The sequence below is a fragment of the Streptomyces zaomyceticus genome (assembly GCF_014656215.1).
Lineage (GTDB): Bacteria > Actinomycetota > Actinomycetes > Streptomycetales > Streptomycetaceae > Streptomyces > Streptomyces zaomyceticus.
In genome coordinates this window covers 140,370-164,366 of the sequence record NZ_BNBZ01000006.1, presented here as the reverse complement: position 1 = coordinate 164,366, position 23,997 = coordinate 140,370, and the positions used below count along the sequence as shown (strand labels likewise).

25 protein-coding genes and 2 pseudogenes are annotated in these 23,997 nt (G+C 72.2%); 10 read left to right on the top strand and 17 right to left on the bottom strand.

Features of this window, described 5'->3' with window-relative positions:
* Positions 1-47: 47 nt before the first annotated feature.
* Positions 48-806, top strand: a complete 759-nt coding sequence (locus IE311_RS11040) for a hypothetical protein (protein WP_189831438.1) — start codon at positions 48-50, stop codon at positions 804-806.
* Here the strand turns inward: IE311_RS11040 and IE311_RS11035 are convergent.
* The gene (locus tag IE311_RS11035; RefSeq protein WP_189831437.1) at positions 792-1,034 is read right to left on the bottom strand and encodes a DUF6011 domain-containing protein; all 243 of its coding nucleotides are present in this window, start codon (positions 1,032-1,034) and stop codon (positions 792-794) included. The two genes, IE311_RS11040 and IE311_RS11035, sit on opposite strands and share 15 nt — an antisense overlap.
* Positions 1,035-1,070: 36 nt before the next feature.
* Here IE311_RS11035 and IE311_RS11030 point away from each other — a divergent pair, with 36 nt between their 5' ends.
* Both IE311_RS11030 and IE311_RS11025 read left to right on the top strand, forming a co-directional pair.
* The gene (locus tag IE311_RS11030; protein ID WP_189831436.1) at positions 1,071-1,553 is read left to right on the top strand and encodes a glutathione peroxidase; all 483 of its coding nucleotides are present in this window, start codon (positions 1,071-1,073) and stop codon (positions 1,551-1,553) included.
* Positions 1,554-1,626: 73 nt separating this feature from the next.
* Positions 1,627-2,328, top strand: coding sequence for a putative protein N(5)-glutamine methyltransferase (locus IE311_RS11025; RefSeq protein WP_229901861.1), 702 nt, complete (start codon positions 1,627-1,629; stop codon positions 2,326-2,328).
* On the opposite strand, the pseudogene IE311_RS11020 reads toward IE311_RS11025, so the two are convergent.
* Positions 2,246-2,884 (bottom strand): annotated as a pseudogene (locus IE311_RS11020) (MFS transporter); the annotation flags it as partial. The gene IE311_RS11025 and the pseudogene IE311_RS11020 overlap by 83 nt on opposite strands.
* A 23-nt stretch (positions 2,885-2,907) precedes the next feature.
* On the opposite strand from IE311_RS11020, the pseudogene IE311_RS11015 reads away from it, so the two are divergent.
* Positions 2,908-3,216, top strand: a pseudogene (locus IE311_RS11015) (CGNR zinc finger domain-containing protein); the annotation flags it as partial.
* A 115-nt stretch (positions 3,217-3,331) separates the two neighbouring features.
* Here the strand turns inward: IE311_RS11015 and IE311_RS11010 are convergent.
* The 13 genes from IE311_RS11010 to IE311_RS10950 are packed head-to-tail and all read right to left on the bottom strand — an operon-like array spanning position 3,332 to position 15,530.
* A complete protein-coding gene (locus IE311_RS11010; protein WP_189831434.1) occupies positions 3,332-4,096 on the bottom strand; it encodes a hypothetical protein in 765 nt (254 codons plus the stop codon).
* 46 nt (positions 4,097-4,142) lie between these two features.
* Complete coding sequence (locus IE311_RS11005; RefSeq protein ID WP_189831433.1) at positions 4,143-4,685, bottom strand: nuclear transport factor 2 family protein; 543 nt, start codon at positions 4,683-4,685, stop codon at positions 4,143-4,145.
* 26 nt (positions 4,686-4,711) lie between these two features.
* Positions 4,712-5,509: a hypothetical protein gene (locus IE311_RS11000; protein ID WP_189831432.1), complete on the bottom strand. Its 798-nt coding sequence runs from the start codon at positions 5,507-5,509 to the stop codon at positions 4,712-4,714.
* Positions 5,506-6,021 carry a hypothetical protein gene (locus IE311_RS10995; RefSeq protein WP_189831431.1) on the bottom strand — a complete coding sequence of 172 codons (516 nt, stop codon included), beginning with the start codon at positions 6,019-6,021 and terminating at the stop codon, positions 5,506-5,508. Before IE311_RS10995 ends, IE311_RS11000 begins: the two co-directional genes overlap by 4 nt.
* The gene (locus IE311_RS10990; RefSeq protein ID WP_189831430.1) at positions 6,018-7,295 is read right to left on the bottom strand and encodes an MCE family protein; all 1,278 of its coding nucleotides are present in this window, start codon (positions 7,293-7,295) and stop codon (positions 6,018-6,020) included. Before IE311_RS10990 ends, IE311_RS10995 begins: the two co-directional genes overlap by 4 nt.
* On the bottom strand, positions 7,292-8,500 hold the full coding sequence (locus IE311_RS10985; protein WP_189831429.1) for an MCE family protein: 1,209 nt from the start codon (positions 8,498-8,500) through the stop codon (positions 7,292-7,294). Before IE311_RS10985 ends, IE311_RS10990 begins: the two co-directional genes overlap by 4 nt.
* Entirely contained in the window at positions 8,497-9,594 is a 1,098-nt protein-coding gene (locus IE311_RS10980; RefSeq protein WP_229901859.1) for an MCE family protein, read from the bottom strand. The genes IE311_RS10985 and IE311_RS10980 overlap by 4 nt, the downstream gene beginning before the upstream one ends.
* Positions 9,594-10,640: an MCE family protein gene (locus IE311_RS10975; protein WP_189831428.1), complete on the bottom strand. Its 1,047-nt coding sequence runs from the start codon at positions 10,638-10,640 to the stop codon at positions 9,594-9,596. The genes IE311_RS10980 and IE311_RS10975 overlap by 1 nt, the downstream gene beginning before the upstream one ends.
* Complete coding sequence (locus IE311_RS10970) at positions 10,637-11,692, bottom strand: MCE family protein (RefSeq protein ID WP_189831427.1); 1,056 nt, start codon at positions 11,690-11,692, stop codon at positions 10,637-10,639. Before IE311_RS10970 ends, IE311_RS10975 begins: the two co-directional genes overlap by 4 nt.
* A complete protein-coding gene (locus IE311_RS10965; protein ID WP_189831426.1) occupies positions 11,689-12,942 on the bottom strand; it encodes an MCE family protein in 1,254 nt (417 codons plus the stop codon). Before IE311_RS10965 ends, IE311_RS10970 begins: the two co-directional genes overlap by 4 nt.
* Before the next feature lies 1 nt (position 12,943).
* Complete coding sequence (locus IE311_RS10960) at positions 12,944-13,750, bottom strand: MlaE family ABC transporter permease (RefSeq protein ID WP_073902099.1); 807 nt, start codon at positions 13,748-13,750, stop codon at positions 12,944-12,946.
* A gap of 5 nt (positions 13,751-13,755) precedes the next feature.
* Entirely contained in the window at positions 13,756-14,520 is a 765-nt protein-coding gene (locus tag IE311_RS10955; protein WP_189831425.1) for an MlaE family ABC transporter permease, read from the bottom strand.
* Positions 14,517-15,530 carry an ABC transporter ATP-binding protein gene (locus IE311_RS10950; protein ID WP_189831424.1) on the bottom strand — a complete coding sequence of 338 codons (1,014 nt, stop codon included), beginning with the start codon at positions 15,528-15,530 and terminating at the stop codon, positions 14,517-14,519. The genes IE311_RS10955 and IE311_RS10950 overlap by 4 nt, the downstream gene beginning before the upstream one ends.
* 580 nt (positions 15,531-16,110) lie before the next feature.
* On the opposite strand from IE311_RS10950, the gene IE311_RS10945 reads away from it, so the two are divergent.
* The 4 genes from IE311_RS10945 to IE311_RS10930 all read left to right on the top strand — a co-directional run bounded on the left by IE311_RS10945 (position 16,111) and on the right by IE311_RS10930 (position 21,012).
* Entirely contained in the window at positions 16,111-16,746 is a 636-nt protein-coding gene (locus IE311_RS10945) for a hypothetical protein (protein WP_189831423.1), read from the top strand.
* Between the two features lie 130 nt (positions 16,747-16,876).
* Complete coding sequence (locus IE311_RS10940) at positions 16,877-18,511, top strand: DUF6801 domain-containing protein (protein WP_189831422.1); 1,635 nt, start codon at positions 16,877-16,879, stop codon at positions 18,509-18,511.
* Between the two features lie 131 nt (positions 18,512-18,642).
* Positions 18,643-19,587 carry a hypothetical protein gene (locus IE311_RS10935; protein ID WP_189831421.1) on the top strand — a complete coding sequence of 315 codons (945 nt, stop codon included), beginning with the start codon at positions 18,643-18,645 and terminating at the stop codon, positions 19,585-19,587.
* Positions 19,588-19,803: 216 nt separating this feature from the next.
* Positions 19,804-21,012 carry a helix-turn-helix domain-containing protein gene (locus IE311_RS10930; protein ID WP_189831420.1) on the top strand — a complete coding sequence of 403 codons (1,209 nt, stop codon included), beginning with the start codon at positions 19,804-19,806 and terminating at the stop codon, positions 21,010-21,012.
* A gap of 53 nt (positions 21,013-21,065) precedes the next feature.
* On the opposite strand, the gene IE311_RS10925 is transcribed toward IE311_RS10930, so the two are convergent.
* Complete coding sequence (locus IE311_RS10925; RefSeq protein WP_373313810.1) at positions 21,066-22,463, bottom strand: cytochrome P450; 1,398 nt, start codon at positions 22,461-22,463, stop codon at positions 21,066-21,068.
* Positions 22,464-22,582: 119 nt separating this feature from the next.
* On the opposite strand from IE311_RS10925, the gene IE311_RS10920 reads away from it, so the two are divergent.
* A complete protein-coding gene (locus tag IE311_RS10920; RefSeq protein WP_189831419.1) occupies positions 22,583-23,050 on the top strand; it encodes a VOC family protein in 468 nt (155 codons plus the stop codon).
* Positions 23,051-23,271: 221 nt separating this feature from the next.
* Positions 23,272-23,451: a hypothetical protein gene (locus tag IE311_RS10915; RefSeq protein ID WP_189831418.1), complete on the top strand. Its 180-nt coding sequence runs from the start codon at positions 23,272-23,274 to the stop codon at positions 23,449-23,451.
* A 19-nt stretch (positions 23,452-23,470) separates the two neighbouring features.
* Here IE311_RS10915 and IE311_RS10910 read toward each other — a convergent pair whose 3' ends face one another.
* Positions 23,471-23,956, bottom strand: coding sequence for a DUF6221 family protein (locus tag IE311_RS10910; protein ID WP_189831417.1), 486 nt, complete (start codon positions 23,954-23,956; stop codon positions 23,471-23,473).
* Positions 23,957-23,997: the final 41 nt, after the last annotated feature.

The following is a 23,997-nucleotide window of genomic DNA, read 5'->3' as shown; positions in this document are numbered from 1 at the left end:
GATCTTCGGCGGGCGACGTCCCGCCGGAGTCACGTCGGGACCCCTTCATGACCTCTGCCGCCCCCTCCCCCGCCCCGTCCCCCGCGCTCGCCGCCGCGCTCCGGCGCGTCGAGACCGTCTTCGACGGCATGACAGCGCCCGCCGAGGGGTGTCTGCGCTGCTTCACGGAGGAGGAACTCGCGCTGCTCGCGCTGCCACGGGCCCCGCTCGGCGACCAACTGCTGCGGGAACTGTTCCACGAGGGGCAGGACCACTTCCCCGACCACGACGGGGTCATCCGGCGGATCCTGCCGGAGTTCGTCGGCTACGTCACGTCCGGGCGGTTCTCCGGCATGGGCTACCTGCCCGGCGGCCTCGGCCGTACCGACTGGCGGGCGTGGCCGTCCGAGCAGGCGGCGGCGATCGAGGGGTTCCTCGACGCGTGGTGGCGGGCGACACTCGCCGATCCGGCGCCCGTGGACGGCCTGGAGGCCGTCTGGGATCTGTGTCTGGACAGCCAGGGCGCGCTCACGCCCCTGCTCGACGTCTGGGCCGCCACGCCACGCGGTGGGACCGAGGACCGGCACCTGGTGGAGTTCGTGGAGTGCTGGGTCGACATGCTGCTCCGGGACGACGGTACGAGCCTCCTCCGACGGGACGACGAAGCGCTCCTGTCCGAACTCCAGGCCTGGCTGGCCGAGCACGCCGTGGACCGCCTCGCCGGACATCCCGATCCGCTGCTCGCGCGGAAGACGGCGCTGCTCGCGCTCGAGCACGGCGAGCGGTGGGTGGCCTACCTCGACATGGACCCCTCAGCCGGTGGCTGAGGAGTCCATGCCCGGGAGCGTGTCCTGCTCCATCTCGTGGCGGCGGGTCCGGATCTCGGGGCCCGGAGGGTGGAGCTTGGCGTCGCAGGTGGGGCCCAGACCCGTGCGGCGGGAGTCGGAGCCGGTGAGGGGCCGGCCGCAGAGGCGGCAGGTGATCCGGCGCGGTCGGGACCCCGGTTCTGCCTCCGGTGCGGAATCGATCGAGATTGCCAGTGGTTCGTCTCCCATGCTGAGATCAAACCCTATTCCGACGAGGAGCAGTCCATGAGCCTGTACGACATTCCGCTGAAGAGCCTGACCGGCGAGCCGGTCTCCCTTGCCGACTACCGCGACCGCGCCGTCCTGGTCGTGAACGTCGCCTCCAAGTGCGGTCTCACCCCGCAGTACGCGGGCCTGGAGAAGCTGCAGAAGGAGTACGGGGACCGCGGCTTCACCGTGCTCGGCGTGCCCTGCAACCAGTTCGCCGGCCAGGAGCCCGGCAGCGCCGAGGAGATCCAGACCTTCTGCTCGACGACCTACGGCGTCTCCTTCCCCCTCCTGGAGAAGCTCGACGTCAACGGCGACGCCCGCCACCCGCTCTACACGGAGCTGGTGAAGGTCGCCGACGCCGAGGGCGAGGCCGGTGACGTCCAGTGGAACTTCGAGAAGTTCCTGATCGGCCGCGACGGCCGGGTCACGCGCTTCCGTCCGCGCACCGAGCCGGACGCCCCCGAGGTCGTCTCCGCGATCGAGGCGCAGCTTGTCTGACGTCGTGAGCGGCACGGGGGTCGTCGAGCGGCTGCGGGCCGCGGGCTGTGTCTTCGCCGAGGAAGAGGCGGAGATGCTGCTCGCGGCGGCGGGAGGGCCCGGCGAGCTGGACCTGATGGTCGAGCGGCGGGCCTCGGGCCTGCCCCTGGAGCATGTCGTGGGCTGGGCCGAGTTCGCCGGGCTGCGCGTCGAGGTGGACGGCGGGGTGTTCGTCCCCCGGCGACGTACGGAGTTCCTGATCGAGCACGCGGTGGACCTCGCCCGGCCGGGCGCCGTCTGCGTCGACCTGTGCTGCGGCTCCGGCGCGGCGGCCGCGGTCCTGCTCGACCGGGTCGAGGGCGCGGAGGTGTACGCCTCGGACATCGAGCCGGCGGCCGTGCGCTGTGCCCGCCGGAACGTCGAGCCGCGCGGCGGCCGGGTGTACGAGGGCGATCTCTTCGCCCCGCTGCCCGCCGCGCTGCGGGGCCGGGTCGAGGTCCTGGTCGCCAACGTCCCGTACGTACCGACCGGGGACATCGGGCTGCTGCCGCCCGAAGCCCGCGACCACGAACCGCTCGTCACCCTCGACGGCGGCCCGGACGGTCTCGACGTGCTGCGGCGGGTCGCCGCGGAGGCGCCGGAGTGGCTGGCGCCGGGCGGACGGCTGCTCGTGGAGACGAGCGAGCGGCAGGCCGAGCGGGCCGCGGACGTGGTCACCGCGTCCGGTCTGGAGGCACGCGTCCTGAGCTGCGAGGAGCGGTACGCGACCGTGCTCGTCGCGACCCCGGCGGGCTGACGGGGGCTCCGCCCCCGCCCGGCTCCCGATCCCGGCGGCTCACGGCCGCCCGGGGCACGACGGGCTCCTTCCGGGAGCCGGGTCGTCGACGGACGGCCGCGTAGACCACCACCGCCACGAGTTGCAGGGCCGCGACGGCGGCCAGATCCCGGGTGGCCGAGCCCGAGCCGGCCCACCCGGCGAGGGCCGCCCCGAGCGCCGCTGCGGAGATCTTCAGTCCGGCGCCGATGGTGAACACCTGGGTCCTGCGGTGCGGCGGTGCGTGGTCCGCGCGCAGGCGCAGGGTGGCGGTCAGCAGGAGGCCGTCGAACACCCCGGCGGCCGCGAAGGCGGCCGCGCAGGTGAGGGGCCCCGGGGCGAGGGCGGCCGCGGCGAGCGCGAGTCCGGTGCCGGTCATACCGGTCACGGCGAGGCGGACGGGGGCCGCGGTCGGCCGCAGCCGGGCGAGGGCGAGGGAGCCGGCCAGGGCGCCCGCGGCGAACGCGGTCATCAGCCAGCCGCCCGTCCCGGGACGACCCCGGCTGTCGGCCAGCAGGACGGCGGTCGTGGTCAGGGCGCCGAGGCCGAGGAAGGGAGGCCGCCGCGCCCCGCCTCTCTCGCCACGACGGGCACGCCTGGCACCTGCACGTCGACCGGAGCGACGACACCGGCTGGGGCAACTGGTTCCTCGCCTCCGGCGCTCTGGCGCTCGCGCAGATCCTCGGCGAGCACGGACGCGTCACCTGGGGCGCGTGCGAGGCGGCGAACTGCCGGAACCTCTATCTCGGCACCGGCCCCGGAAGCCCCCGCCGCTACTGCTCGGCCACCTGCGCGTCACGCGCACGGGTCGCGGCCCACCGCCGCCGCAAGCAGCAGGCGGCGCCCGCGGACGGCCGGCCGGACCGCTAGGGGGTGTCCCTTCCGGATCCCTGCCCGCAACGCCCGACGAGATCCGCAAGAGACGGCCCGGAGGCCGGGCCGGGCCGGGCCGCGTCGCGGGCCGCTCGGATGTCCCCGGGCCGGCTCAGCGGCCGAAGGTGTCGATGTTCTCCACGATCCAGCGGCCGTCGCGGCGCACGACGTCCACGGCGAACATCGCGCCCGCGTAGACGCCCTGGTCCTCGGCCCCGGCCGCCTTGCCCTTCGACGGCCGGCCGGCCGTGCTCACGCTGCTCTGGTCGGCGTAGACGAGGACGCGGGCGCGGTCGCCGTCGATCCGCTCCACCGCGCTGTCGGTGACGGTCGTGGTGATCACCGTCTTCTGCTGGGCGGCCTTGGCGAGCACCCCGCCCAGCAGCGTCCGGTGCTGGGCGACGGCCTTGCCCGTGAGAAGCGTCTTGCCGGCCCGTTCGAAGGGGGCGGTGTCGGCGTGGTCGTACGAGAAGAGCGCGGCGACGGCCGCGCCCGTCTGCCCCTTGATCTCGCTGGTGCGGGCGAGATCGGTGAGCGCGGTGTTGCCGCGCGCGGGGTCGTCGCGGAGTTCGCCCGCCCTGCTGTACGCCCAACCGGCGAAGCCGCCGAGCAGAAGCGTCAGGACACAGAGGACAGCGAGGGGGACGCGGCCCATCTTCTCGCTGCCGGAGCTCCGAGCGCTCCGCTCGCGCGCCTCCGTCTCCCCCTTGGGCTCGGCGGCCGTCTCCCGTACGGGCTTCGCCGCTCGTTGCCCGGTTCGCGGAGCGGGTTCCGTGAGCACACCCGCGGGCGTGCGGGACCCGCCGCCGGGTGCCGGACGGTCGGCGAGGGCCTCCTGGCGGCGGCGGCGGTTGAGGTGGTGGCGGGGCGTCGGCATCGTGCGTGTCCTTTCGGGTGCGGGCGGCTGTCGCGGTACGGCCCGGTCAGCCGGCCGCCGTGCCGCCCACCGGGGCCTGCCCCAGCGCACTGAGCTTCCAGCGGCCGTCGGTGCGGGTGAGTTCGCCGAGCATGCGGCTGTCCTTGTCCGTGCTCTTGCTGTCGGGCGTCGTGACGGTGATGCGCAGGGCGACGAGCAACCGGGCCCGCCCCGCCCGGTCGTCCAGTTCCGTGACGGCCCCGGACAGCACCCGGGCCGTGGTCACCGTCCGAGCGGCCCTCACCTGGCCGGTGAACTCCTCCCGGCCCTCGACCAGTTGCTTGTGCAGTTCACCGGTCGTGGAGGACTCCCAGAGGTCGAGCCCCTGTTCCACCCGCTTGTGGTCGAGGGTGTTGAGGTTCTGCACGGCCTGCTCCCCGGCCGCGAGTGCCTCGTCGCGCTGCACGGCGTACCCGGCGGAGTCGTCGTGGGCGGCCGCGTACCAGTCCCGGCCGGCCCAGGCCGCGGAGGCGCCCGCGGCGAGGGTGAGCACGAGGGCCACGGCCAGGGCGGGGCGGATCCCCGCCGGGGTGCGGACCGGACGTGTCATGGGGTGCTCCCGTCTCCCGCTCATGATCAGCGGGCCTTGATGTCGACGATCAGCCACCGGTCGCCCTGGAACCTCGCGGTGACGGTGAGCTGGGCCGCGGCGGAGGTGGCGGTCGCCCTGTCCTGACGCGCGTCGTCCCGGCGCGAGGTCTGGTCGAGGAACACGAGGAGGCGCGCGCTGTCCCCGTCGAGTTCGATCACGCCGGTGCGGACGGTCTGGGTGCTGAGGGTGACGCGCTGCTCGACGAGCTTCGCGCGGACCTGGGCGAAGAGGTCCGTGTACTGGCGGGCCGCGCGTCCGGCGAGGACGGTTCCTACGGAACGCTCGACGGCGTCGTCGCTCGTGGGCGTGTACGAGAAGATCCGGGCGAGGCCCTCGCCGACGTCACCGCCGACACGGGCGGTGGCCCCGGCGTCGGTGAGCGCGTGGTTGCGCGCCGCGGGGGTGGAGCGGAGCTGGTGGGCACCGTGGAAGAGGGCGCTCCCGGCGAGGAGCAGGGCGGCGACGACCGCGGCGAGGACGACCTTCCGCCAGGTGGCGGGGAAGCCGCGGGGGGCGCCGTCCGCGGGGGCCCCACCGTCCTCGTCCGTGGGGATCTCGCCGTCGCCGTCCCCGCTGCGGTCGCTGTCCTGGGCGGTCGGCTCGGCCTCGACCGTGGTCCCGGTCGTGGCGTCCACCGCGACCTCGTCCGTGGCTTCGGTCGTGGCTTCGGTCGCGGCTTCGGTCGGGGTGTCGTCCGTCTCCTCCGGGTGCTCCGGTGCCTCTCCCCCGTCGGTCGGGGGCCCGGCCGGCCGGGCGCTCGTCCTGCGCAGGAGTCGCGTCATTCGTCCTCGCTCCCCTCGGCGCCGACGACGGGGACCGCGCTCAGCGCGGCGACCCTCCAGGTGTCCTCGCCGGTGCGCGTCAGAACCGCCTCCAGACGTTTGCGGTCGGTGGTCGCGGCGCCGCCCCCGCGCGGAGTGACGTCCACGCGGACGGTCGCGATGAGTTTCGCCGTACCGGCTCTCGCGTCGAGCGCGGTGAGGGCGGCCTCGGTCACCGTGGCGCGCGCCGAGGCGCCCACCGCGGGCGCGGTCCGCCCCAGTTCGGTGCGGAGCGGTCCGGTGGACGCGTCGCGCCAGGCCCGGATGCCCGCTTCGGCGTGCTCGCGGGTCGAGGCGTCGAGGGAGTTGAGGACGGTGAGGCGTTCCCGGCCCTCGGCGAGCGCCGTGTCCCGCTCGCGGCCGAAGGCGAGGCCCTCGTCGGTGCGGGCCTGGGCATAGGTCCAGGCGCCGGTGCCGCAGAAGCCCAGGGCGACGACGAGGGCGCCGGCCCCCAGGATCCGGCCCCGCCTCATCGGGTGCTCCCGGTGTTCAGACCGAGGAGACCTGCCATGTCCGTCGGCCCGCCGTTCTGTCCGGGCAGCGCGAGCGCGCCGGGCAGAGACTGCCGCGGGTCCGTCGTGGTGCGCCCGTCGCTGCCCGAGGGCAGGGAGCCGGGCCGGGCCGGTACGGGGACGCGGCCGCCCTTCGGCGCGTGGGCCGAGCCGCGTACGTTGACCCCGGCCGCGGCGGAGCCCGTACACGAGGCGCCGGTGTTGAGGGCGGGCGCGGTGCCCAGGTCGAGGCCGTTGCGGTAGCGCGTGGCGCCGTATCCCGAGGTGCAGGGCAGCGGCTTGAAGAAGGTGACGGCCATGCCGAAGTTCATGCGGCCTCCTTCGACGGCGGTGGCTCCGGCCGAGACGGCCGCCGGGTACTTCACGAACAGTTCCTCCATGCCGCGCTGCCGGGTGACGGCGATCTCCGAGGTGGTCAGGAGGTTGGCGAGGACGACGCTCAGGCTCGGGTCGAGGTCGCGCAGGAGCCCGCTGACCTGGCCGGTCGCGTCGGGGGTGACGGCGAGGAGGCGGCGCAGGTCGCCGTCGGAGCCCTTGAGGGTGGTGGCCAGGGTGCGCGCGCCGGTGGCGAAGTCCCGGATGGCGCGGCTCTCCTCGGCCTGGGTGCGCAGGACGACCTCGCCGTCGTCGATGAGCCGGAGGGTGGCCGGCAGCGAGGTGTCGGCGGCCTGGACGAAGCGGCTGCCGCTGTCGAGGAGGACCTGGAGGTCGTCGCCGTGGCCCTGGAAGGCCTTGCCGAGTTCGTCGACGACCGTGCGCAGGGACTCCAGGGGTACGGATCGGGTGAGGTCGTTCATGCTCGCGAGCACGTCGGTGACCGGCGCCGGTACCTGGGTGTCGGACTGTTCGATGCGGGCGCCGTCGGCGAGGTAGGGGCCGTCGTCGCTCTCGGGGCGCAGGTCGATGTACTGCTCGCCGACGGCGGAGAGGCCGGCGACCACGGCCCGCGCGTCGGCGGGGATCCTCGGGGCGGACTTCTTGATGCGCAGTTCGGCCACGACGCCTTCGGCGGTCAGACCGATGTCGCCGACCCGTCCCACGGAGACGCCCCGGTAGGTGACGTCGGAGTGGGTGAACAGGCCGCCGGTGCGGGCGAGATGGACCCGCACGACGTAGTGGTCGGCGACGCCGGCGTAGCGGCCGAGGTCGGCGTAGCGGACGCCGACGAAGCCCAGGACGAGGACGGCGATGACGAGGAACGCGAGGTTCTTCAGCCGTACGGTACGGGTGATCACCGGTTCTCGCCTCCGTCCTTCGGCGGGGTGGCCGGGGGCAGCGGCAGGGGTGGGTTCGGGCTCGATACACCGCTGCTCGGCCCGGTGCCCCGGCGGGCGGCCGGGCCCGGGTCGGACGGGGCGGGCGCGGGGGTGGGGGTGGGCTCGGTCCTGGGGATCAGGGGTGGGATCACCTGGGTTCCCGGGGCGGCCGCGAGGTGCAGATAGGTGTTGAGGTAGTCGCCCTTGACGCCCCGGAGCACCTCGTCGGTGAAGGGGTAGGTGAGCAGCACCTGGAGCGATTCGGGCAGGTCGGCACCGGCGTCCGCGAGTGCCTTGAGGGTGGGCGCGAGGGCCTTGAGGTCGGCGACCATGTCCTTCTTGCTCGCGTCGATGGTGGAGACGGCGACGCCGGACAGGGTGTCCAGGGCGCGCAGCATGGTCAGCAGGGAACCTCTCTGGTTCTCCAGCGTCTTGAGGCCGGGGGAGAGTCCCGTGAGGACCGTGTCGACGTCCTTCTTGCGGCCGGCGAGGGTGGCGGAGAGCCGGTTGAGGCCGTCGAGGGCGCGGGTGATGTCGCCGCGGTGGGTGTCCAGGGTCGTCACGAGGGTGTTGACCCGCCTCAGCATCGCCCGGACCTCGGGTTCGCGTCCGCCGAGCGCCGCGTTGAGTTCGCGGGTGATGGTCTTGAGCTGGTTGACGCCGCCGCCGTTGAGGAGCAGGGACAGTGCGCCGAACACCTCCTCGACCTCGGTGTTGCGGCTGGTGCGGGCGATCGGGATGACACTGCCGTCGGTGAGCCGTCCGCCGTTGTCCTTGGGCGGGGCGACGAGCTGGATGTACTTCTCGCCCAGGAGGCTCGACTGTTCCAGGCGGGCGCCCGCGTCGGCGGGCAGCCGGACGTCGCCGTTGATCTTCAGGGTGACGCGGGCGGACCAGGTGTCGGCCCCGAGCTCGATGGCGGTGACGCGGCCGACGGCGACGTCGTTGACCTTCACCGCGGACTGCGGCACGAGGCTGAGGACGTCGTCGAGTTCGGCGGTGACCGTGTAGGGGTGGGGGCCGAGGTCGGCGCCGCCGGGCAGGGGCAGGTCCTCGATGCCGTCGAACCGGAGGGGGTTACCCGGGGTCACGCCGAGGACGACGGCGAGCCCGACGCCGAGCGCGACCACTCCGACGGCTCCGGCTCCGGCCGCCCGCCGGGTGGGCGGGGTGGGGCGCCTCATCGCTCCCCCTCTCCGGTGGCCGCCGAGGGAGCGCCGGCCGGCGAGGAACCGCCGGGCCCCACCGCGCCGCCGGCCCCCGCGGAGCCGCCGGCCGACGAGGAGCCGCCGCTCACCGGCAGTGGGAGCAGCGGTCCGCCCATGCTGATCTCGTTGAGGTTGGCGCGGCCGTCGAGGGTGCGGGTGTCCTTGTTGTACGCGTTGACGACGTTGCCGGCGGCGAGCGGGGCGACGTCCAGGGCTTCGGCGAGGGAGGCACGCTGGTCGACGAGGGTCTGGGTGAGGGGGACGAGCCGGTCGACGTTCTTCTTGAGCTCGCCGCGGTTGTCCTTGATGAACGTCTTGACCTGGACGAGGGCCCTGCCGAGTTCCTTGAGGGCGCCGGCGAGGTCGTCCTTGTTCTCCGCGAAGTAGCCGACGACCTCGTCGAGGCGTTCCTGCGCGGTGCGGACGTCGCCGTCCTTGTCCTTGAGCATGGTGGTGAAGGTCTGGAGCTGGCCGAGGGCGGTGAAGAGGTCCTCGCTGCTGCCGTCGAGGGTCTTGGCGGCCTTGCCGAACTCCTTGATGGAGGTGCCGATGGAGGTGCCGTTGCCCTTGAGGTTCTTCGCGCCGGTGTCGAGGAGTTCGGACAGGGCGCCGGTGGAGTTGGCGCCGTTCGGTCCGAGTGCCCGGCTCAGTTCGGTGATCGAGTCGTAGAGCTGGTCGATCTCGACGGGGGTGCGGTTGCGGGCGGCGGGCAGTTCCGCGCCGTCGGCGAGGGTGGGGCCGGTGCTGTACGCGGGGGTGAGCTGCACGTAGCGGTCGGCGACGATGCTCGGGGCGACGACGAGGGCCCGGGCGCCGGCGGGGACGCGTACGCCCTCGTCGAGGAGGAGCCGGACGCGTACCCGGGTGCCCCGCGGCTCCACGGACTCGACCTCCCCGACCCGCACGCCGAGGACGCGCAGGTCGGAGCCCGCGTAGATGCCGACGGTCCGGTCGAACCAGGCGGTGATCCGGGTGCCGTCGTCGCCGAGGGCGCGGACGGCGACGAGACCGCAGGCGGCGAGCAGCACGAGAGCGAGCCCGGCGACGAGGGGTTTTCTGGGTCTGGTCATCATTCACCGCTCCCCTTGGCCGTCGCCTTCTGTTTGGGCGGCAGGCATCCGGTGGTGGGCCCCGAGGTCTCGGGCAGATAGGTACGGGGCACCACGCCGCACAGGTAGCTGTCGAACCAGCGTCCGCTGCCGAGGGTGTTGCCGACGAGCCGGTAGTACGGGCCGATCAGCGCGAGTGTCCTGTCGAGCCGGCCGCTGTTCTTCTCCAGCACTCCGGTGACGCGGCTGAGGGCCTTGAGGGTGGGGCCGAGCTGCCGGTCGTTGTCGCCGACGATGCCGCTGAGTTCGGTGCCGAGCGCCCTGCTGCCCTTGAGGAGGGCGCGGATGGCGTCGCGGCGCTTCCGGAGTTCTCCGAGCAGGGAACCCCCGTCCTCGATGAGGGTCTCGAAGCTGGACTTCCTGGTCTCCAGGGTCTTGGTGAACTTCCTGCTGTTCGCGAGGAGCCGGGCGAGTTCGGTGTCGCGCTCGGAGACGGACCTGGAGAGCTCGGAGAGGCCGGTGGCGGCGTTGCGGACGTGCGGCGGCGAGTTCTTGAAGGTGTCGGAGATCGTCTCGAAGCTCTCCGCGAGCTTGGCGGTGTCGATGGCGTCGACGGTGCCGCTGAGGTCCTGGAAGGCCTGGGTGACGTCGTAGGGGGAGGTGGTCCGCGACTGCGGGATGCGGGTTCCCGGGTCCTGGCGGTCGGAGCCCAGCGGGTCGAGCGCCAGGTACTTCTCGCCGAGGAGGGTCTTGATGGCGATGGCGGCGGTGGAGCGGTCGCCGACCCAGGCGTCGCCGACCTCGAACGTCACCTTGACCTTGGCTCCGTCGAGGGAGACCCCGGTGACCTTGCCGACCTTGACGCCGGCGACGCGCACCTCGTCGCCGGTGTCGAGTCCGGCGGCCTCGGAGAAGTCGGCGCTGTAGGTGGTGTCGTCGCCGACGAGGGGCAGCCGTTCCACGTTGAACGCCAGGGCGGCGACCAGGGCGAGGAACAGCAGTCCGGCGACGGCGACGGCGACCGGGTTGCGCTCCTTGACCGGCTTGAGCCGGGGGCGGGGGATCATCCGCGGCACCTCGGCTGGGTCACGGAGATCCCGGTCGGCGGCTTGGAGCCGTCGGAGGTTCTCACGCCGCTCACGCGCGCCTCACAGAGGTAGAGGTTGAACCACGATCCGTACGAGGACAGTCGGGCCAGGGCGGTCATCTTGGCGGGGGTGTTGGCGAGGAAGGACTCGATGGCGGGGGTGTGCTCGCCGAGGGTGCCGGAGAGCCGGCCCAGTTCGCGGATGTCCTTCTTGAGGGGGGCCCGCGCCTCCTGGAAGAGACCGGCGGTCGTCGTGGTGAGGGCGCCGATGGCCTGGACGGCCTCGCCGAGGGGCTTGCGGTCGGTGTTGAAGCCGGTGACGAGCTTCTGGAGGGTGACGACGAGGTCGTCGAAGGCCGCCTCACGGTTGTTGAGGGTGGTGAGGACGGTGTTGAGATGGGTGACGACCTGGCCGATGACCTTGTCCTTGGCGGCGACCGTCCTGGTGAGGGAGCCGATGTGGCGCAGCAGGCTGTCGACGGTGCCGCTCTCGCCCTGGAGGACCTGCACGAGTGATCCGGCGAGGTCGTTGACGTCGGCGGGCGAGAGTCCCTCGAAGAGCGGCTTGAACCCGTTGAAGAGCAGGGTCAGGTCGAGGGCGGGCGTGGTGCGGTCGAGCGGGATGGTGTCCCCGTCCCGCAGGGTGCCGGCCAGGTCGCCGCTGCCCCGGCCGAGGGAGACGTAGCGCTGCCCGACCATGTTGAGGTACTTCACCGCGGCGGTCGCCGAGCGGGGCACGGAGCGGTCCTCGCGGACCGAGAAGGTGACCTGGGCGGTGCGTCGTTCGACGACGCGTACGTCGGTCACCTCGCCGACCTTCACTCCGGCGATGCGCACCGAGTCGCCCTTCACGAGTCCGGTGACGTCGGTGAACAGCGCCCGGTACGAGCGGGTGGCGGAGCCGACCCCGGTATTGGCGATGCTGAGGCCGAGGAGGGTGGTGGCCAGCGCCGTGACCAGGACGAACGCGAGGGACTTCAGGAGCGTGCCGGTCAGTCCGCGCCGGCGCGTGTGGGTGGGCCGCTTCGTCATCGGAGGGTCACCTCCGCGCCGCGGAACGCCGGTCCGACCAGCGTGCTGCTCCAGTCCGGGAGGTCCCCGGGCCGCTTCTTCGCCCCGGGGGCGAGGAGTTCGTTGACGAGGTCGTTCTCCTGCGGGGAGTTGGCGGGTCCGAGGTTCTGGTCGGCCGCGGCGGAGGCCCGTACGGCGGGTGCGACCGGGATGCCGAGGTAGGGCACGGGGTAGCAGCGCGGGCCGCCGCCGGAGCCGTACGACGGGGTGTCGCGGCCGGGGACGTACGCGCCGCGCGAGGGCACGGTGGTGACGTCGACGTGCAGCCCCGGCCGGTCGGTGCCCTTGCCGAGGGCCTTGTCCATGGCCGGTACGAACTGGGCGAGGGTGCGCAGGGTGCAGGGGAAGGACGGCGCGTACTCGGCGAGCAGCTCCACGGTGGGACGGCTGGTGGCGCTGAGCCGGATGATGTTGTTCTTGTTCTGGCGCAGGAAGGCGGTCAGGTCCTGTGCCGTCCTCGTGGTGGAGCCGAGGGCGCCGGCGAGGTCGGCCTCCTTCTCGGCGAGGGTGCCGCTGGTGGTGGTGAAGTCGGTGAGCGCCGTGACGATGTCCGGGGCGGCGTCGGCGTAGAGGTGGCTGACCTTCACGAGTTCTTTCAGGTCGCGGGTGAGGGCGGGCAGGTGGGGGTTGAACTTGCGGAGGTGGGCGTCGAGCCGGGTGAGGGTGTCGCCGAGCTTGTCGCCGCGCCCCTCCAGGGCCTGGGAGACGGCCGACAGGGTGGCCGAGAGCTTCTGCGGCTGGACGGCGGTGAGCAGGGGCAGGACGTTGTCGAGGACCTGCTGGAGTTCGACGGCGTTGCTGGAGCGGTCCTCCGGGATGACGGCGCCGGGGCCCAGCGGCTCGGCCGAGGAGCCGCCGGGCGGTACGAGGGCGACGAAGCGTTCGCCGAAGAGGGTCGTGGGCAGCATCTGGGCGCGGACGTCGGACGGCACGTGGCGGAGGGTTCCGGGCCGCATGGCGAGGGTGAGCCGGGCTCCGCCGTCGGTGGCGTCGATGGCCCGGACCTCGCCGATGACGACGCCGCGGAGCTTCACCTCGGCGCCGAGGTGCATCTCGTTGCCGACGCTGCCGGTCTCGACGACGATCGGGTCGGATTCGGTGAACTTCTTGTCGTAGACGGCGACCGCCAGCCAGGCGAGCAGGGCGGGCACCAGGAGGAAGACCACGCCGGCGAACCGGCGGCGCAGGGTCTCGGCACGTGAGTCGCTCATCTCACCCCGCCACCTTCACGGTCGTGGTCGCGCCCCAGAGGGCCAGCGACAGGAAGAAGTCGGTGACGCTGATCAGCACGATGGCGTTCCGCACGGAGCGGCCGACCGCGATGCCGACGCCGGCCGGGCCGCCGGAGGCGCGGAAGCCGTAGTAGCAGTGGGCGACGATCACCATCACGCTGAAGATCAGCACTTTCAGCACCGAGAGCAGAACGTCCGTCGGTGACAGGAAGAGGTTGAAGTAGTGGTCGTAGGTGCCCTGGGACTGGCCGTTGAACAGCACCGTCACATAGCGCGAGGCCAGGTAGGAGGAGAGCAGGCCGATCGCGTACAGCGGGACGATGGCGACGACACCGGCGATGATGCGGGTGGTGACCAGGTACGGCATGGAGCGGATGCCCATGCCTTCGAGGGCGTCGACCTCCTCGTTGATGCGCATGGCGCCGAGCTGCGCGGTGAATCCGGCGCCGACGGTCGCGGAGAGGGCGAGCCCTGCGACGAGCGGGGCGATCTCCCGGGTGTTGAAGTAGGCGGAGACGAAGCCGGTGAACGCCGCGGTGCCGATCTGTTCCAGGGCGGCGTAGCCCTGGAGGCCGACGACGGTTCCGGTGAAGAGCGTCATCGCGATCATGACGCCGATGGTGCCGCCGATGACGCCGAGGCCGCCGGAGCCGAAGGCGACCTCGGCGAGCAGCCGTTGCACCTCCTTGAGGTAGCGGCGCAGGGTACGCGGGACCCAGAGCAGGGCCTTGACGTAGAACAGGAGCTGGTCACCGGACCGGTCGAGCCAGACGAACGGGGAGGCCATCGGTCTCAGCCCCCCTTCGGCGGGACGATCTGCAGGTAGATGCCCGTCAGCACCATGTTCACGAAGAACAGCAGCATGAAGGTGATGACGACGGACTGGTTGACCGCGTCGCCGACGCCCTTGGGGCCGCCGCGGGGGTTGAGTCCCCGGTAGGCGGCGACGATGCCGGCGATGAACCCGAAGATCAGGGCCTTGAGTTCGCTGATGTAGAGGTCGGGCAGCTGGGCGAGGGCGGAGAAGCTGGAGAGATAGGCGCCGGGGGTGCCGCCCTGGAGGATGATGTTGAAGAAGTAGCCGCCGAGGGTGCCGACGACGGACACCATCCCGTTGAGCAGGACGGCGACCGCCATGGTCGCCAGGACGCGCGGGACGACCAGCCGCTGCACCGGCGAGACGCCCATCACCTCCATCGCGTCGAGTTCCTCCCGGATCTTGCGGGAGCCGAGGTCGGCGCAGATGGCGGAGCCGCCGGCGCCGGCGATCAGGAGGGCGACGATGAGGGGGCTGGCCTGCTGGATGACGGCGAGGACGCTGGCCCCGCCGGTGAAGGACTGGGCGCCCAACTGCTGGGTGAGCGAGCCGACCTGGAGGGCGATCACGGCGCCGAACGGGATGGAGACGAGCGCGGCCGGAAGGATCGTCACACTGGCGACGAACCAGAACTGCTCGATGAACTCCCGGAACTGGAAGGGGCGCCGGAAGACGGCCCTGGCCACCTCGGCGGCGAGGGCGAAGAGCCGGCCGGTCTGCCGCAGCGCGCCGGTGATCACGAGCCGCTCCCGGTGATCCGCTCCCGCTGGGGCAGGGTGTACGCCGCGTCCCTGGCGTAGGTGTCGCGGATGGCGGCCTGGGCGGCGCGCGGCAGACGGTCGAGCATGCCGAGGACGCGCTCCCGGCGGCGTCCGACCGCCGCGCGCGGCGGGAGGCCGGGCGAGGGTTCCAGCTGCGGGACGATGACGCGCGGCGCCGTCGCGTAGCCGGCGGGGTTGTCCAGCTCGGCGGCGAGCAGGGCGGCGTCCTTCTCCTCGGACATGCCGATGGGGCCTTCTCGGCGGCCGGCGAGGAACTGGGTGACGACCGGTTCGTCGCTGGTGAGGAGGACCTCGCGCGGGCCGAAGGTGACGAGGCTGCGCCGGAAGAACATCCCCATGTTGTCGGGGACCGTGGCGGCGATGTCCAGGTTGTGGGTGACGATCAGCATCGTCGCGTCGATGCGCGCGTTGAGGTCGATGAGCAGCTGCGACAGATAGGCGGTGCGGACGGGGTCGAGCCCGGAGTCCGGTTCGTCGCAGAGGACGATCTGCGGGTCGAGCACCAGGGCCCGGGCCAGGCCGGCGCGCTTGCGCATGCCGCCGCTGATCTCGCCCGGGAGCTTTCCCTCCGCGCCCAGCAGTCCGACGAGTTCGATCCGCTCCATCACGATGCGCCGGATCTCGGACTCCCGCTTGCGGGTGTGCTCGCGCAGCGGGAAGGCGATGTTGTCGAAGAGGGTCATGGAGCCGAAGAGGGCGCCGTCCTGGAACATCAGGCCGAAGAGTTTCCGGGTCTCGTAGATGTCCCGTTCCGGGCTGCTCACCATGTCGACACCATTGATGAGAACGCGGCCCTGTTGGGGTTTGAGCAGACCGATGAGCGATTTCAGGAAGACCGTCTTCCCGGTTCCGGAAGGGCCGAGCATCACGCTCACCTCTCCGGCCGGCAAGGTCAGGGTCACGTCCTGCCAGATATTCTGCTTGCCGAAGGACATGGTCAGCCCCTCAACGACTACCTCGATTCCCATCCCACCTCCAGCAAGCGTGCGTCGGGGGTGCGCCGCGGGCGCACGTTAAGTCGGTGCGGATCACTTGGACAAGAGGCTTGGCGCAAAATCCTTGATCCGCTTCTGTATTTGTCACCACGGAGACAAAGCCTGGGTTCGACTTTGTCTGCACGGAGACACACGGACAGGCCGACCTGCGACTCTGCTCGTCGCCCCGGGAACGTTACGGCCGAGTAACCTCCTCCGGCAATACCGGATGCGGAGTTTTCGATGCCAGCTGCGGGACAGCCGGACGTTTATCAGCCGGGAGACAATTCCATTTCGCCGCTTGTCACCGGGGAGAGCAACGCCTAATCCAGCCATCCCTGATCGATCATAATTGTCGACATTGCGCACCACGGAACCAAGGCGATTCCGGCCACCGCTCACCCGCTTGACAGGCAATTAGCCTTCTTCAAAGAATCATGGACTGCGGCATTGTTCAGCTAAGTTTCTCGCAAGTAACGTCTGGTTTCGCGGCCGAGAAATACCGGGCCGCCGGCCGCTCCCCCACCGCGGTCGAACCCTCAGCTGGTCAATCCCCAAGGAGAGTCCGGGACCCATGAAGAAGCAGATCAGAAACTTCGCCGTCGTCGCCGGGGCGGCCACCGCCGCGTTCGCCCTCGCCGCCGCCCCTGCCTCGGCCGTGCCCTCGACCGTCTGGACCGTCAACCCGACGCCCGCCGCCTTCACCGCGACCAACAGCGGCAACGTCGTACTGAGCGTCAACGGCATCGCCATGACGTGTACGAACTCGAAGGCCTCGGGCACCATGGCGAGCGCCACCGGCAACCCGGCGACCGTCGCGTCCATCAGCGCCATCGCCTTCGGCGCCACCGGCGCGCCCTGCACCAGCGTTCTGGGCAACGTGACCACCGTCGCGACCACCCCGTGGACCGTGGTGGGGCAGGACTACACCGCCGCGACCGGGGTCACCAAGGGCTACGTCGGCAACGTCGACGCCAAGGTGACGGTCGGCGCCTGCGTCTTCCGCGTGACCGGCAAGGCCTCCGGCACGTACACCAACTCGACGGGCAAGCTGGCGGTCAACAGCGTCACCGGCGAGCTCACCGTCGTCTCCTCGACCAACTGCGGCTCCGCCGTCCCGGTCGGCGCCAAGCCGCTCTTCAAGGGCGACTACCTGGTCAAGGTGGCCAACACGACCACCATCCCGACGATCGTCGGCTCCAACCCGTAAGGCGCGAGAACCCGCGTCCGCCCGGCCGGGGTCGCCGGCCGGGCGCACACGGGGCGTCCGCGCCCCCGACGGTCTTCCCTTCGCGCCCGCGCACCCGACGCTCGCGCGCACAATCCGAGCGGAGCACCAGATGAGAGGCCAGCGAGCCGCCCTGCGGCCCTCCCGCGCCCAGACCCGCGGCGCGGCGATCGCCGCACTCGTGGCACTCGCCCCCCTTCTCCCCGCGGCGGCCGTGGCCCTGGGCTCGCACGAGGTCGACGCCCGGCTCCCCTACCTCTGCACCCTGCCCTCGGGCCCGCAGACCGCGACGGTACGGATCAGGGCGACCGTCCCCGACCGGGCGACCGTCGGCGAGACGATCGAGGCGGCCGACGTCAGCACGACGCTGGAACTCCCGGCCGCGGTCGCGGCCGAGCTCACCGCCCTCGAGGCCGCCACGGTACGGATGGAGACGACGCTCACGGTCGGCGTGGGCCAGAACGGCGGGAGCACGGACGTCACATGGCTCGGCACGGCCCAGCCGGCCGCCGTCCCCGCCGAAGGGCCGCTCACGCTCACGAGCACCGGCGACGTCCCCGCTCTCACGACGGGCACCGCCGGCGAGCTGACCCTCACCGCCGGAAACCTCGCCGTCGGCCTCGCCCCGAGCAAGGCCGACGGCACGCCCACCGGTCCGGCGTCCCTCTCCGTCAGCTGTGTCCCCGGGCCGGACGCGGAGGGCCGGACGCTCGCCGGGATCCCCGTCACACCGGGCTCCACCGGCACCCCGGGTCCCGGCGCGCCGTCCACCCCCCCGACCGCCCCCGCCTCGTCCCCGGCCTCCTTCCCCTCGTCCTCGGCCGCCCCCTCCGGGCAGCCGTCGACCCCGGGCGGCCGGGAGACCGCGGGCGGAGCGGCCGGAGCGCCGCCGGACCCGGCGTCCGCCTCGGTCGCCGGCAAGGGCCCGAGGGTGGCCACCGGGAACGCGCCCGGCGCCGCCGCCCGCCCGAAGGCGCCGCCCTGCGTCACCGAGAAACCGACCTCCACCTCGCTCTCCGCGTACATCACCGGCTACTCCAATGTGCGCAAGCTCGACGGGGCCTCGCTCATCCCGGTGTCCTGCGTCCAGCTCGAGCAGGGCGAGCCGGTGATCGACTTCCGTCCGGACGGAAGCATCCACCTGCTCCAGAAGTCGGAGGGCTCCCTCCTGTACCAGGGGCGCAAGCAGTCCCCGCCCTTCACGTCCACCTTCCTGACCTTCGGCTTCGCGCCCACCACGGCGACCCTGGTGCTGGAACAGGCGGGACCTCTGATCGTCGAGTCGGACGTCCTCCTCGTCTTCCCCGACAACATCGCGGAGACGTACATCCGGGTGCCCCTCGTCCTGCGGGTTCTCGACGTCGAGGTCAACGGCACCCCGCTGGACGTCGGCCCCGGCTGCCGCACGGTCAAGCCCCTCGCCTCCCCCGAGCCCCAGCCCGCCAAGTACCCGGGTGACCACCTGGTGCTGCTCGGCAAGGGCCAGCTCCTCAACGGCACCGACGCCACCGGCTACGTCCTCACCAGCGGCGGCCCGCTCACCGGCGAGGTGACGGTCCCCGCGTTCAAGGGCTGCGGCGCCGGCGGCGAGAACCTGGACCGTCTCCTCACCGCGGCCATCTCCGGCCCCGGCAACCACATCAGGCAGATCCAGGGCCAGACCTGCGCGGTGGGCGTGGAGGTGCCCACCGAGGGCCAGTGCACCGCGGACCGCCAGCCGTACGTGGTCCCCAAGCCCGAGCGCTGAGCCCGCGCCCCCGAGCCGCCCCCGGCCCGCACCCGACCCGCACCCGGTCCGTCGCCTCCCCGCTCCACCGCTCGCCCCGCACCCTCACCACACCCCCGCACCCCCGCACCCCCTCGACGAAAGGCACCGTCATGCCCCTCGCCTCCTCCCGCAGGCGCCTCGCCACGCTCTCCGCCCTCACCGCGCTCGGCGCCTTCGCCTCCATCGGGACGGCGACGGCCACCGGCCCCCAGCTGAAAGGCAGTTGGGCGCCGTCCAACCGCTGCCCCGTCGACGCGGCCGGGATGCTCGCCTCGGACGGTCTCGACACGTCGCCGCAGTGCGTCGTGTCCTACTCCGTCAGCGGCTCCATCAAGCTGGGCAACACCACCGTGCCGACCGGCAGCACCAACCTCCAGATCGGCGTCGTCCAGAACCCCGACGGCACCAGCACCGTGGCCGCCCCGGCCGGCGGTGCGCTCATCGCCGCCCCGGCCACCGTCCCCGGCGGCCTCCTCGGTCTGATGTGTCCGAGCGACATCCCGTTCATCAGCGACATCTGCCGGCAGCTGACCGACGCCAAGCTCAACAAGATCACCGCCACCATGGAGTCGGTCGGCACCCCCTCGGACTTCGACCAGATCGCGGGTGTCCTCACGGACAAGCCGATCGTGTCCATCCCGGTCCGCATCCGCCTGGAGAACCCGTTCCTGGGCGGCAACTGCTACATCGGGACGAAGGCGAACCCGATCATCCTGCGCCCGAGCAACCTCACCTCGCCCGACTTCGGCGTGGAGCGCTTCAACGGCGACGGCTCCCCGAACGAGGAGGGCGACATGAGCCGCCTCAACATCCTCGGCTCGACCCAGAGCGACAAGACCTTCGCCGTCCCCGGCGCCAGCGGCTGCGGCCTGGGCTGGTTCGGCCTGATCGACGCCGCCGTCAACCTCAAGACGGGGCTGCCCTCCGCCGCCGGAAGGAACAGCCTCACCCTCAACAACACCCAGACCCACCTGACGGGCCTCTTCGCCCCCGGTCTCGCCGCCCCCGACGCGGGCAGGACCCTCTCCCGGAACTGGCACTCGGCCGTCCGGTAACAGCCACTCACGGTCGATTCCCGGCCGACTAGGTAAGCGCGTACCCCTCCGGCACGCCAACTCTTGCTCAACGTGTGTACAGCACACAGCAGGTGACCTAGCTTCAGCAGATCACGTTGGTACGCACCAGACGACCAAGGCGGAGCCCACCACGCCAGGCGGGGCTCCGCACCGTCGCTCCCCCACCGGTCGCGTAGGAGAGCAAGGGATCGGTTCATGCCCGCAATCACCCAGTCGCCGGACATCGGTGAACCGCTCGAACCGCTCCCCAGGGAGTTCGCCGCCCTGATGAGGCCGGAGATCCCCGGCCTCATCAAGGAGATCGGCATGGAGGTCCAGCGGACCTACCCCGTGTACGCCCATCTCTTCAACGGGCCCCAGTCGGACGCGATCCGCCAGGGCGTGGAGCAGGCGCTCGCCGCCTTCGTGGAGCGGGTCGCCGACCCCGGGACGAACTCGGCCCTCAGGGACGAACTGCTCCGCAAGTTCGGCCGCGTGGAGGCCTACGAGGGCCGCGACCTCGACACGTTACTGGGCGCCTACCGCCTGGGCGCGCGCGTCGCGCTGCGCCGGGCCAAGATCATCGGACGTACGTACAACCTCTCCCCCACCCTGATCCTCGCCTTCGCGGACGCCCTCTTCGCCTACGTCGACGAGCTGGAGGCCCTGTCCCGCGAGGGCTACGCCATGGTCCAGAATCGCGCGGTGTCCGATGTGGCCGCGCTGCGAAGACAGTTACTCCACCTGGTCGTCGCCGGCCCGCCGCTGCCCCGGGCGACGATCGCCGAGCTCTGCCGGGACGCCTCCTGGCAGCTCCCCGCCGAGTGCACCCTGGTCGCCCTCCGCCCGCCGCTCGCCGAACTCGTCCAGGCGGGGCTCGACCGGGACGTCCTCGCCGACGTCAGCCTTCCCCAGCCCTATCTGCTCATCCCCGGCCCGCTGACCGCCGACCGCCTCGCGATGCTCGGCTCCGCCCTGGCGGGCACCCCCGCCGTCGTCGGTCTGACCGTGCCGCCGGCCCAGGCCGCCCACTCCCTCCGCTGGGCCCGGCGCGTCCTCCAGCTCATCGACGACGGCATCGTCGCCGACGCGCCCCTCGTGCGCTGCGAGGACCACCTGACAACGTTGTGGCTGCTCTCCGACACGGCCCTGGTGGCCCAGCTGGCCCAGCGTGAACTCGCCCCGCTCGACGAGCTGTCCGGCACCCGGCGCGACCGGCTGATCGAGACCCTGCGCGTCCACATCTCCACCCGGGCGCCCGCCGAGCAGGTCGGCGAGATGCTCGGTGTGCACGCCCAGACGGTCCGCTACCGGCTGCGGAACCTGGACAGCCACTTCGGCGACCGGCTCCTCGATCCCGACCACCGGTTCGCCCTCGAAGCGGCCCTGCGCGCGCTCCACCTCGGCGGGAAGCGGAACGACTGAGCCGGGCCGCGTACGCCTCCCCGCGTCGCGGCCCCGGCCGTACGGAAGCCCGCCTACACCGTCCTGGGCGTGAGGCGGCAGCGGGCCGGGCCGGCCGCCTGGAGGGTGATCGCCGGCGCGACGGGCACCACGGTGTCGACGGCCTCCAGGTCGTACCGCTGAAGGATCATCGCCAGGGCGATCACCGACTCCAGCATCGAGAAGTGCTGGCCGATGCACGCGCGCGGCCCGCCGCCGAAGGGGAACCAGGCGTACCGCGGCCGGGCGGCCTCCGCCTCGGGCGTGAAGCGGTCCGGGTCGAAGCGCTCGGGGTCCTCCCAGTAGTCCGGGTGCCGGTGGGTGACCCAGGGGGCGACGATGACGTCCGCTCCGGCCGGGACGGTGACACCGCCGACCTGCGTGGCGGCGACGGCGCGGCGCCCGATGACCGGGGCTGCCGGGAAGAGCCGCATGGCCTCCTTGAGGACGCGGGTGACATGGGGCAGGGCGTCCAGGTCGTCGGCGCCGGGGGTACGGCCGGCGAGGACCCGGTCGACCTCCTCGTGGGCCCGCTTCCGCTCCTCCGGATGGAGGGCCAGGAGGTGGAGGGCGAAGCCGAGGGACGTGGCGGTCGTCTCGTGGCCGGCCAGCAGGAAGACGAGGACCTGCTCGCGCAGCTCGGTCGCGTCGAAGCTGCCGTCCTCGGCGCTCTCGGCCTCCACGAGGAGCGTCAGGAGGTCCTGGCCGTCGCCGGGGGCCTCGCCCGAGCTCCGGCGCTCGGCGATGATGCGGTCGCACACCTCGTACAGCGCCCGGTGGACGGTGGCGGCGCGGCGGTTGCCGGGGGTGGGCCAGTCGCGGGGCACGTTGAGCGGGGAGTAGCCGCGGCGCAGCACGTACGCGCCGAGGTCGGGGAAGCTGTTCTCGACGATCTCGACGGCGGCGTCCACGTCCGTGCCGAACAGGATGCGGGCGACGGCGCGCAACGCGAACCGGGCCATCTCCTGGAGGACGTCGACGGATTCGGCGCCGCTGTCCTGCCACTCCTGGGTGAGGGTGGTGATCTCGGCGGCGACGGCGGAGGCGTAGCCGTCGACGCGGCGGCGGGTGAAGAGGGGCTGCACGAGCCGGCGCTGGCGGAGGTAGTCCTCGTCCTGGCTGGTGAGCAGTCCGTTGCCGAAGGACTCGCGGATCTCCTGGTAGAAGGCGTTGTCCTTGCGGAAGTTGGCCGATTCCCCGGCGAGGACCTGCTGGGCGCCGTCGGCGGAGAAGACGCCGTAGACGACGGCGCGGATCCCGGGCGGGCCGGCGGTGATCCGGACGACGTCGCCGTGCTCGCGCTGGGCGCGCAGGAAGGTGCCCAGGGAGTCGTTCTTGAGGTCGAACATGGAGCCGAGCAGCGGAAGTCCCGCGAGTTCGGGCGCTTCGGTACCGGTGGTGATGGCCATGTACGGGTCCCCCTCGATCGTCATGTGCGCGCCGATTCTCCCCCAGCAGGTGACCGACGGGTAGGGATGCCCGAACAGCGGACCGAATCTGGCCTGTTGGCTCGAAACGGTCGACTGTCAGTGGTGTCTGGGAGGCTCGCGGTATGGAACGCCCCGAGCTGACGCTGCAACTGACCATCGACTGCGCCGACCCCCAGCGGCTGGTGCCGTTCTGGCTGGAGGCCCTGCGGTACGTCCCCGATCCGCCGCCCGAGGGGCACGCCAGCTGGCGTGCGTACTGGGAGGCGATCGGCGTCCCCGAGGACGAGCTGGGCGAGGACGCCGGCGAGCTCCCGGAGTCCATCGTGGACCCGAAGGGCGTGGGCCCCCGGGTCTGGTTCCAGCGCGTCCCCGAGCCGAAGACCGTCAAGAACCGGGTCCATCTCGACCTCAAGGTGGGCGGCGGCCGGGACGTCCCGCTCGCGCTGCGGCGCGAGCGGGTGGACGGCGAGGTGGCCCGTCTGACGGCGCTCGGCGCGACGATCCTGTACTCGATGGACGAGCCGAACGGCATGGACTACTACGCGGTGGTCCTCCAGGACCCGGAGGGCAACGAGTTCTGCCTGGTGTGAGAAGTCCCGGGACGGAGCGGGCCCAGCCCGGGGTCCGGGGGCGGGGACGGCCGTCCCCGCCCCCGGCGGTCGCGCAGCGAAACCGTCGAGTGCGTGGACGCACACGTGACACGCTTCACAGGTGCACCCCGCCGAGAAGCGGCCCTTCCGTCCTGGAGCGTGGCGGAACGCACGCCCGGACCCCGCCGGTTTTGTCGGACCGGGGCCCTAGCCTTGACTCCATGTCCGATCACCACAGAGAAACCCCGAGTCCCGAGGCCCTGAACGACGCCATCCGCACACTGTGGGTGCGCGCCGGCGAGCAGCGACGTTCCCTGACGGCCGACGAGCAGCGGATCTATCAGGTGCTCGTGGCGGCATGGGCCGAGGCGACGCAGGCCGGGCAGGAGCTCGCGGCCTAGGAGCCGCGGCGGTGATCGGCTACGGCCGCCACTCGGTCCGGTAGTCGGGGTGGCCGGCGTAGGGAAGCGCGAGGACGCGGAGTGTCCATTCCTGTGTGACGGGCGGGGCTGCGAACCGGGCGCCGGTGTCGTCGTACAACCAGCGCCCGCCGTCGGCCTCGTCGACCGGGCCCATCCAGCACAGCGCACATGACCCTCTGAACGAGTGCGCGCCCTCGGCCGCGCATGCCGCCGGGCAGTCGGCGGCCGAGGCGCCGAGCAGCCGGCGTCTGGCGTAGACCTCGGCCAGCACCCGCGCGGGATCGTGACGGGCGATGTGGCGACCGTGTTCGGGAGGAATACGGTCCTGGCGCCCTGTGGCGATGCCGTCACCCTCCCGGGCGGCTCGGACCCACCCGCTGTCGGAGTCGTGACGCCAGACGGGTCCCGGCCGGGCGCCGGCCGCACGGGCGGTCTGCTCGTCTTCGCCGAGGCGGGCGCGGAGGAACGCGATCAGGTCGTCCATGGGTGCTCCGGGAAGTGTCCCGTCCCGGAGCATCACGCCGG

Bases quoted from the DNA above. Each gene is read 5' to 3' on its own strand.
- IE311_RS10945 (WP_189831423.1), top strand. From the start codon at position 16,111: ATGAAGAAGCAGATCAGAAACTTCGCCGTCGTCGCCGGGGCGGCCACC.
- IE311_RS11030 (WP_189831436.1), top strand. From the start codon at position 1,071: ATGAGCCTGTACGACATTCCGCTGAAGAGCCTGACCGGCGAGCCGGTC.
- IE311_RS10935 (WP_189831421.1), top strand. From the start codon at position 18,643: ATGCCCCTCGCCTCCTCCCGCAGGCGCCTCGCCACGCTCTCCGCCCTC.
- IE311_RS10995 (WP_189831431.1), bottom strand. From the start codon at position 6,021: ATGAGGCGGGGCCGGATCCTGGGGGCCGGCGCCCTCGTCGTCGCCCTG.
- IE311_RS11000 (WP_189831432.1), bottom strand. From the start codon at position 5,509: ATGACGCGACTCCTGCGCAGGACGAGCGCCCGGCCGGCCGGGCCCCCG.
- IE311_RS10960 (WP_073902099.1), bottom strand. From the start codon at position 13,750: ATGGCCTCCCCGTTCGTCTGGCTCGACCGGTCCGGTGACCAGCTCCTG.
- IE311_RS11025 (WP_229901861.1), top strand. From the start codon at position 1,627: ATGCTGCTCGCGGCGGCGGGAGGGCCCGGCGAGCTGGACCTGATGGTC.
- IE311_RS10915 (WP_189831418.1), top strand. From the start codon at position 23,272: ATGTCCGATCACCACAGAGAAACCCCGAGTCCCGAGGCCCTGAACGAC.
- IE311_RS10975 (WP_189831428.1), bottom strand. From the start codon at position 10,640: ATGATCCCCCGCCCCCGGCTCAAGCCGGTCAAGGAGCGCAACCCGGTC.
- IE311_RS10950 (WP_189831424.1), bottom strand. From the start codon at position 15,530: ATGGGAATCGAGGTAGTCGTTGAGGGGCTGACCATGTCCTTCGGCAAG.
- IE311_RS11040 (WP_189831438.1), top strand. From the start codon at position 48: ATGACCTCTGCCGCCCCCTCCCCCGCCCCGTCCCCCGCGCTCGCCGCC.
- IE311_RS10910 (WP_189831417.1), bottom strand. From the start codon at position 23,956: ATGGACGACCTGATCGCGTTCCTCCGCGCCCGCCTCGGCGAAGACGAG.
- IE311_RS11035 (WP_189831437.1), bottom strand. From the start codon at position 1,034: ATGGGAGACGAACCACTGGCAATCTCGATCGATTCCGCACCGGAGGCA.
- IE311_RS10985 (WP_189831429.1), bottom strand. From the start codon at position 8,500: ATGAGGCGCCCCACCCCGCCCACCCGGCGGGCGGCCGGAGCCGGAGCC.
- IE311_RS10965 (WP_189831426.1), bottom strand. From the start codon at position 12,942: ATGAGCGACTCACGTGCCGAGACCCTGCGCCGCCGGTTCGCCGGCGTG.
- IE311_RS10980 (WP_229901859.1), bottom strand. From the start codon at position 9,594: ATGACCAGACCCAGAAAACCCCTCGTCGCCGGGCTCGCTCTCGTGCTG.
- IE311_RS10940 (WP_189831422.1), top strand. From the start codon at position 16,877: ATGAGAGGCCAGCGAGCCGCCCTGCGGCCCTCCCGCGCCCAGACCCGC.
- IE311_RS10925 (WP_373313810.1), bottom strand. From the start codon at position 22,463: ATGACGATCGAGGGGGACCCGTACATGGCCATCACCACCGGTACCGAA.
- IE311_RS10970 (WP_189831427.1), bottom strand. From the start codon at position 11,692: ATGACGAAGCGGCCCACCCACACGCGCCGGCGCGGACTGACCGGCACG.
- IE311_RS11010 (WP_189831434.1), bottom strand. From the start codon at position 4,096: ATGCCGACGCCCCGCCACCACCTCAACCGCCGCCGCCGCCAGGAGGCC.
- IE311_RS10930 (WP_189831420.1), top strand. From the start codon at position 19,804: ATGCCCGCAATCACCCAGTCGCCGGACATCGGTGAACCGCTCGAACCG.
- IE311_RS10920 (WP_189831419.1), top strand. From the start codon at position 22,583: ATGGAACGCCCCGAGCTGACGCTGCAACTGACCATCGACTGCGCCGAC.
- IE311_RS11005 (WP_189831433.1), bottom strand. From the start codon at position 4,685: ATGACACGTCCGGTCCGCACCCCGGCGGGGATCCGCCCCGCCCTGGCC.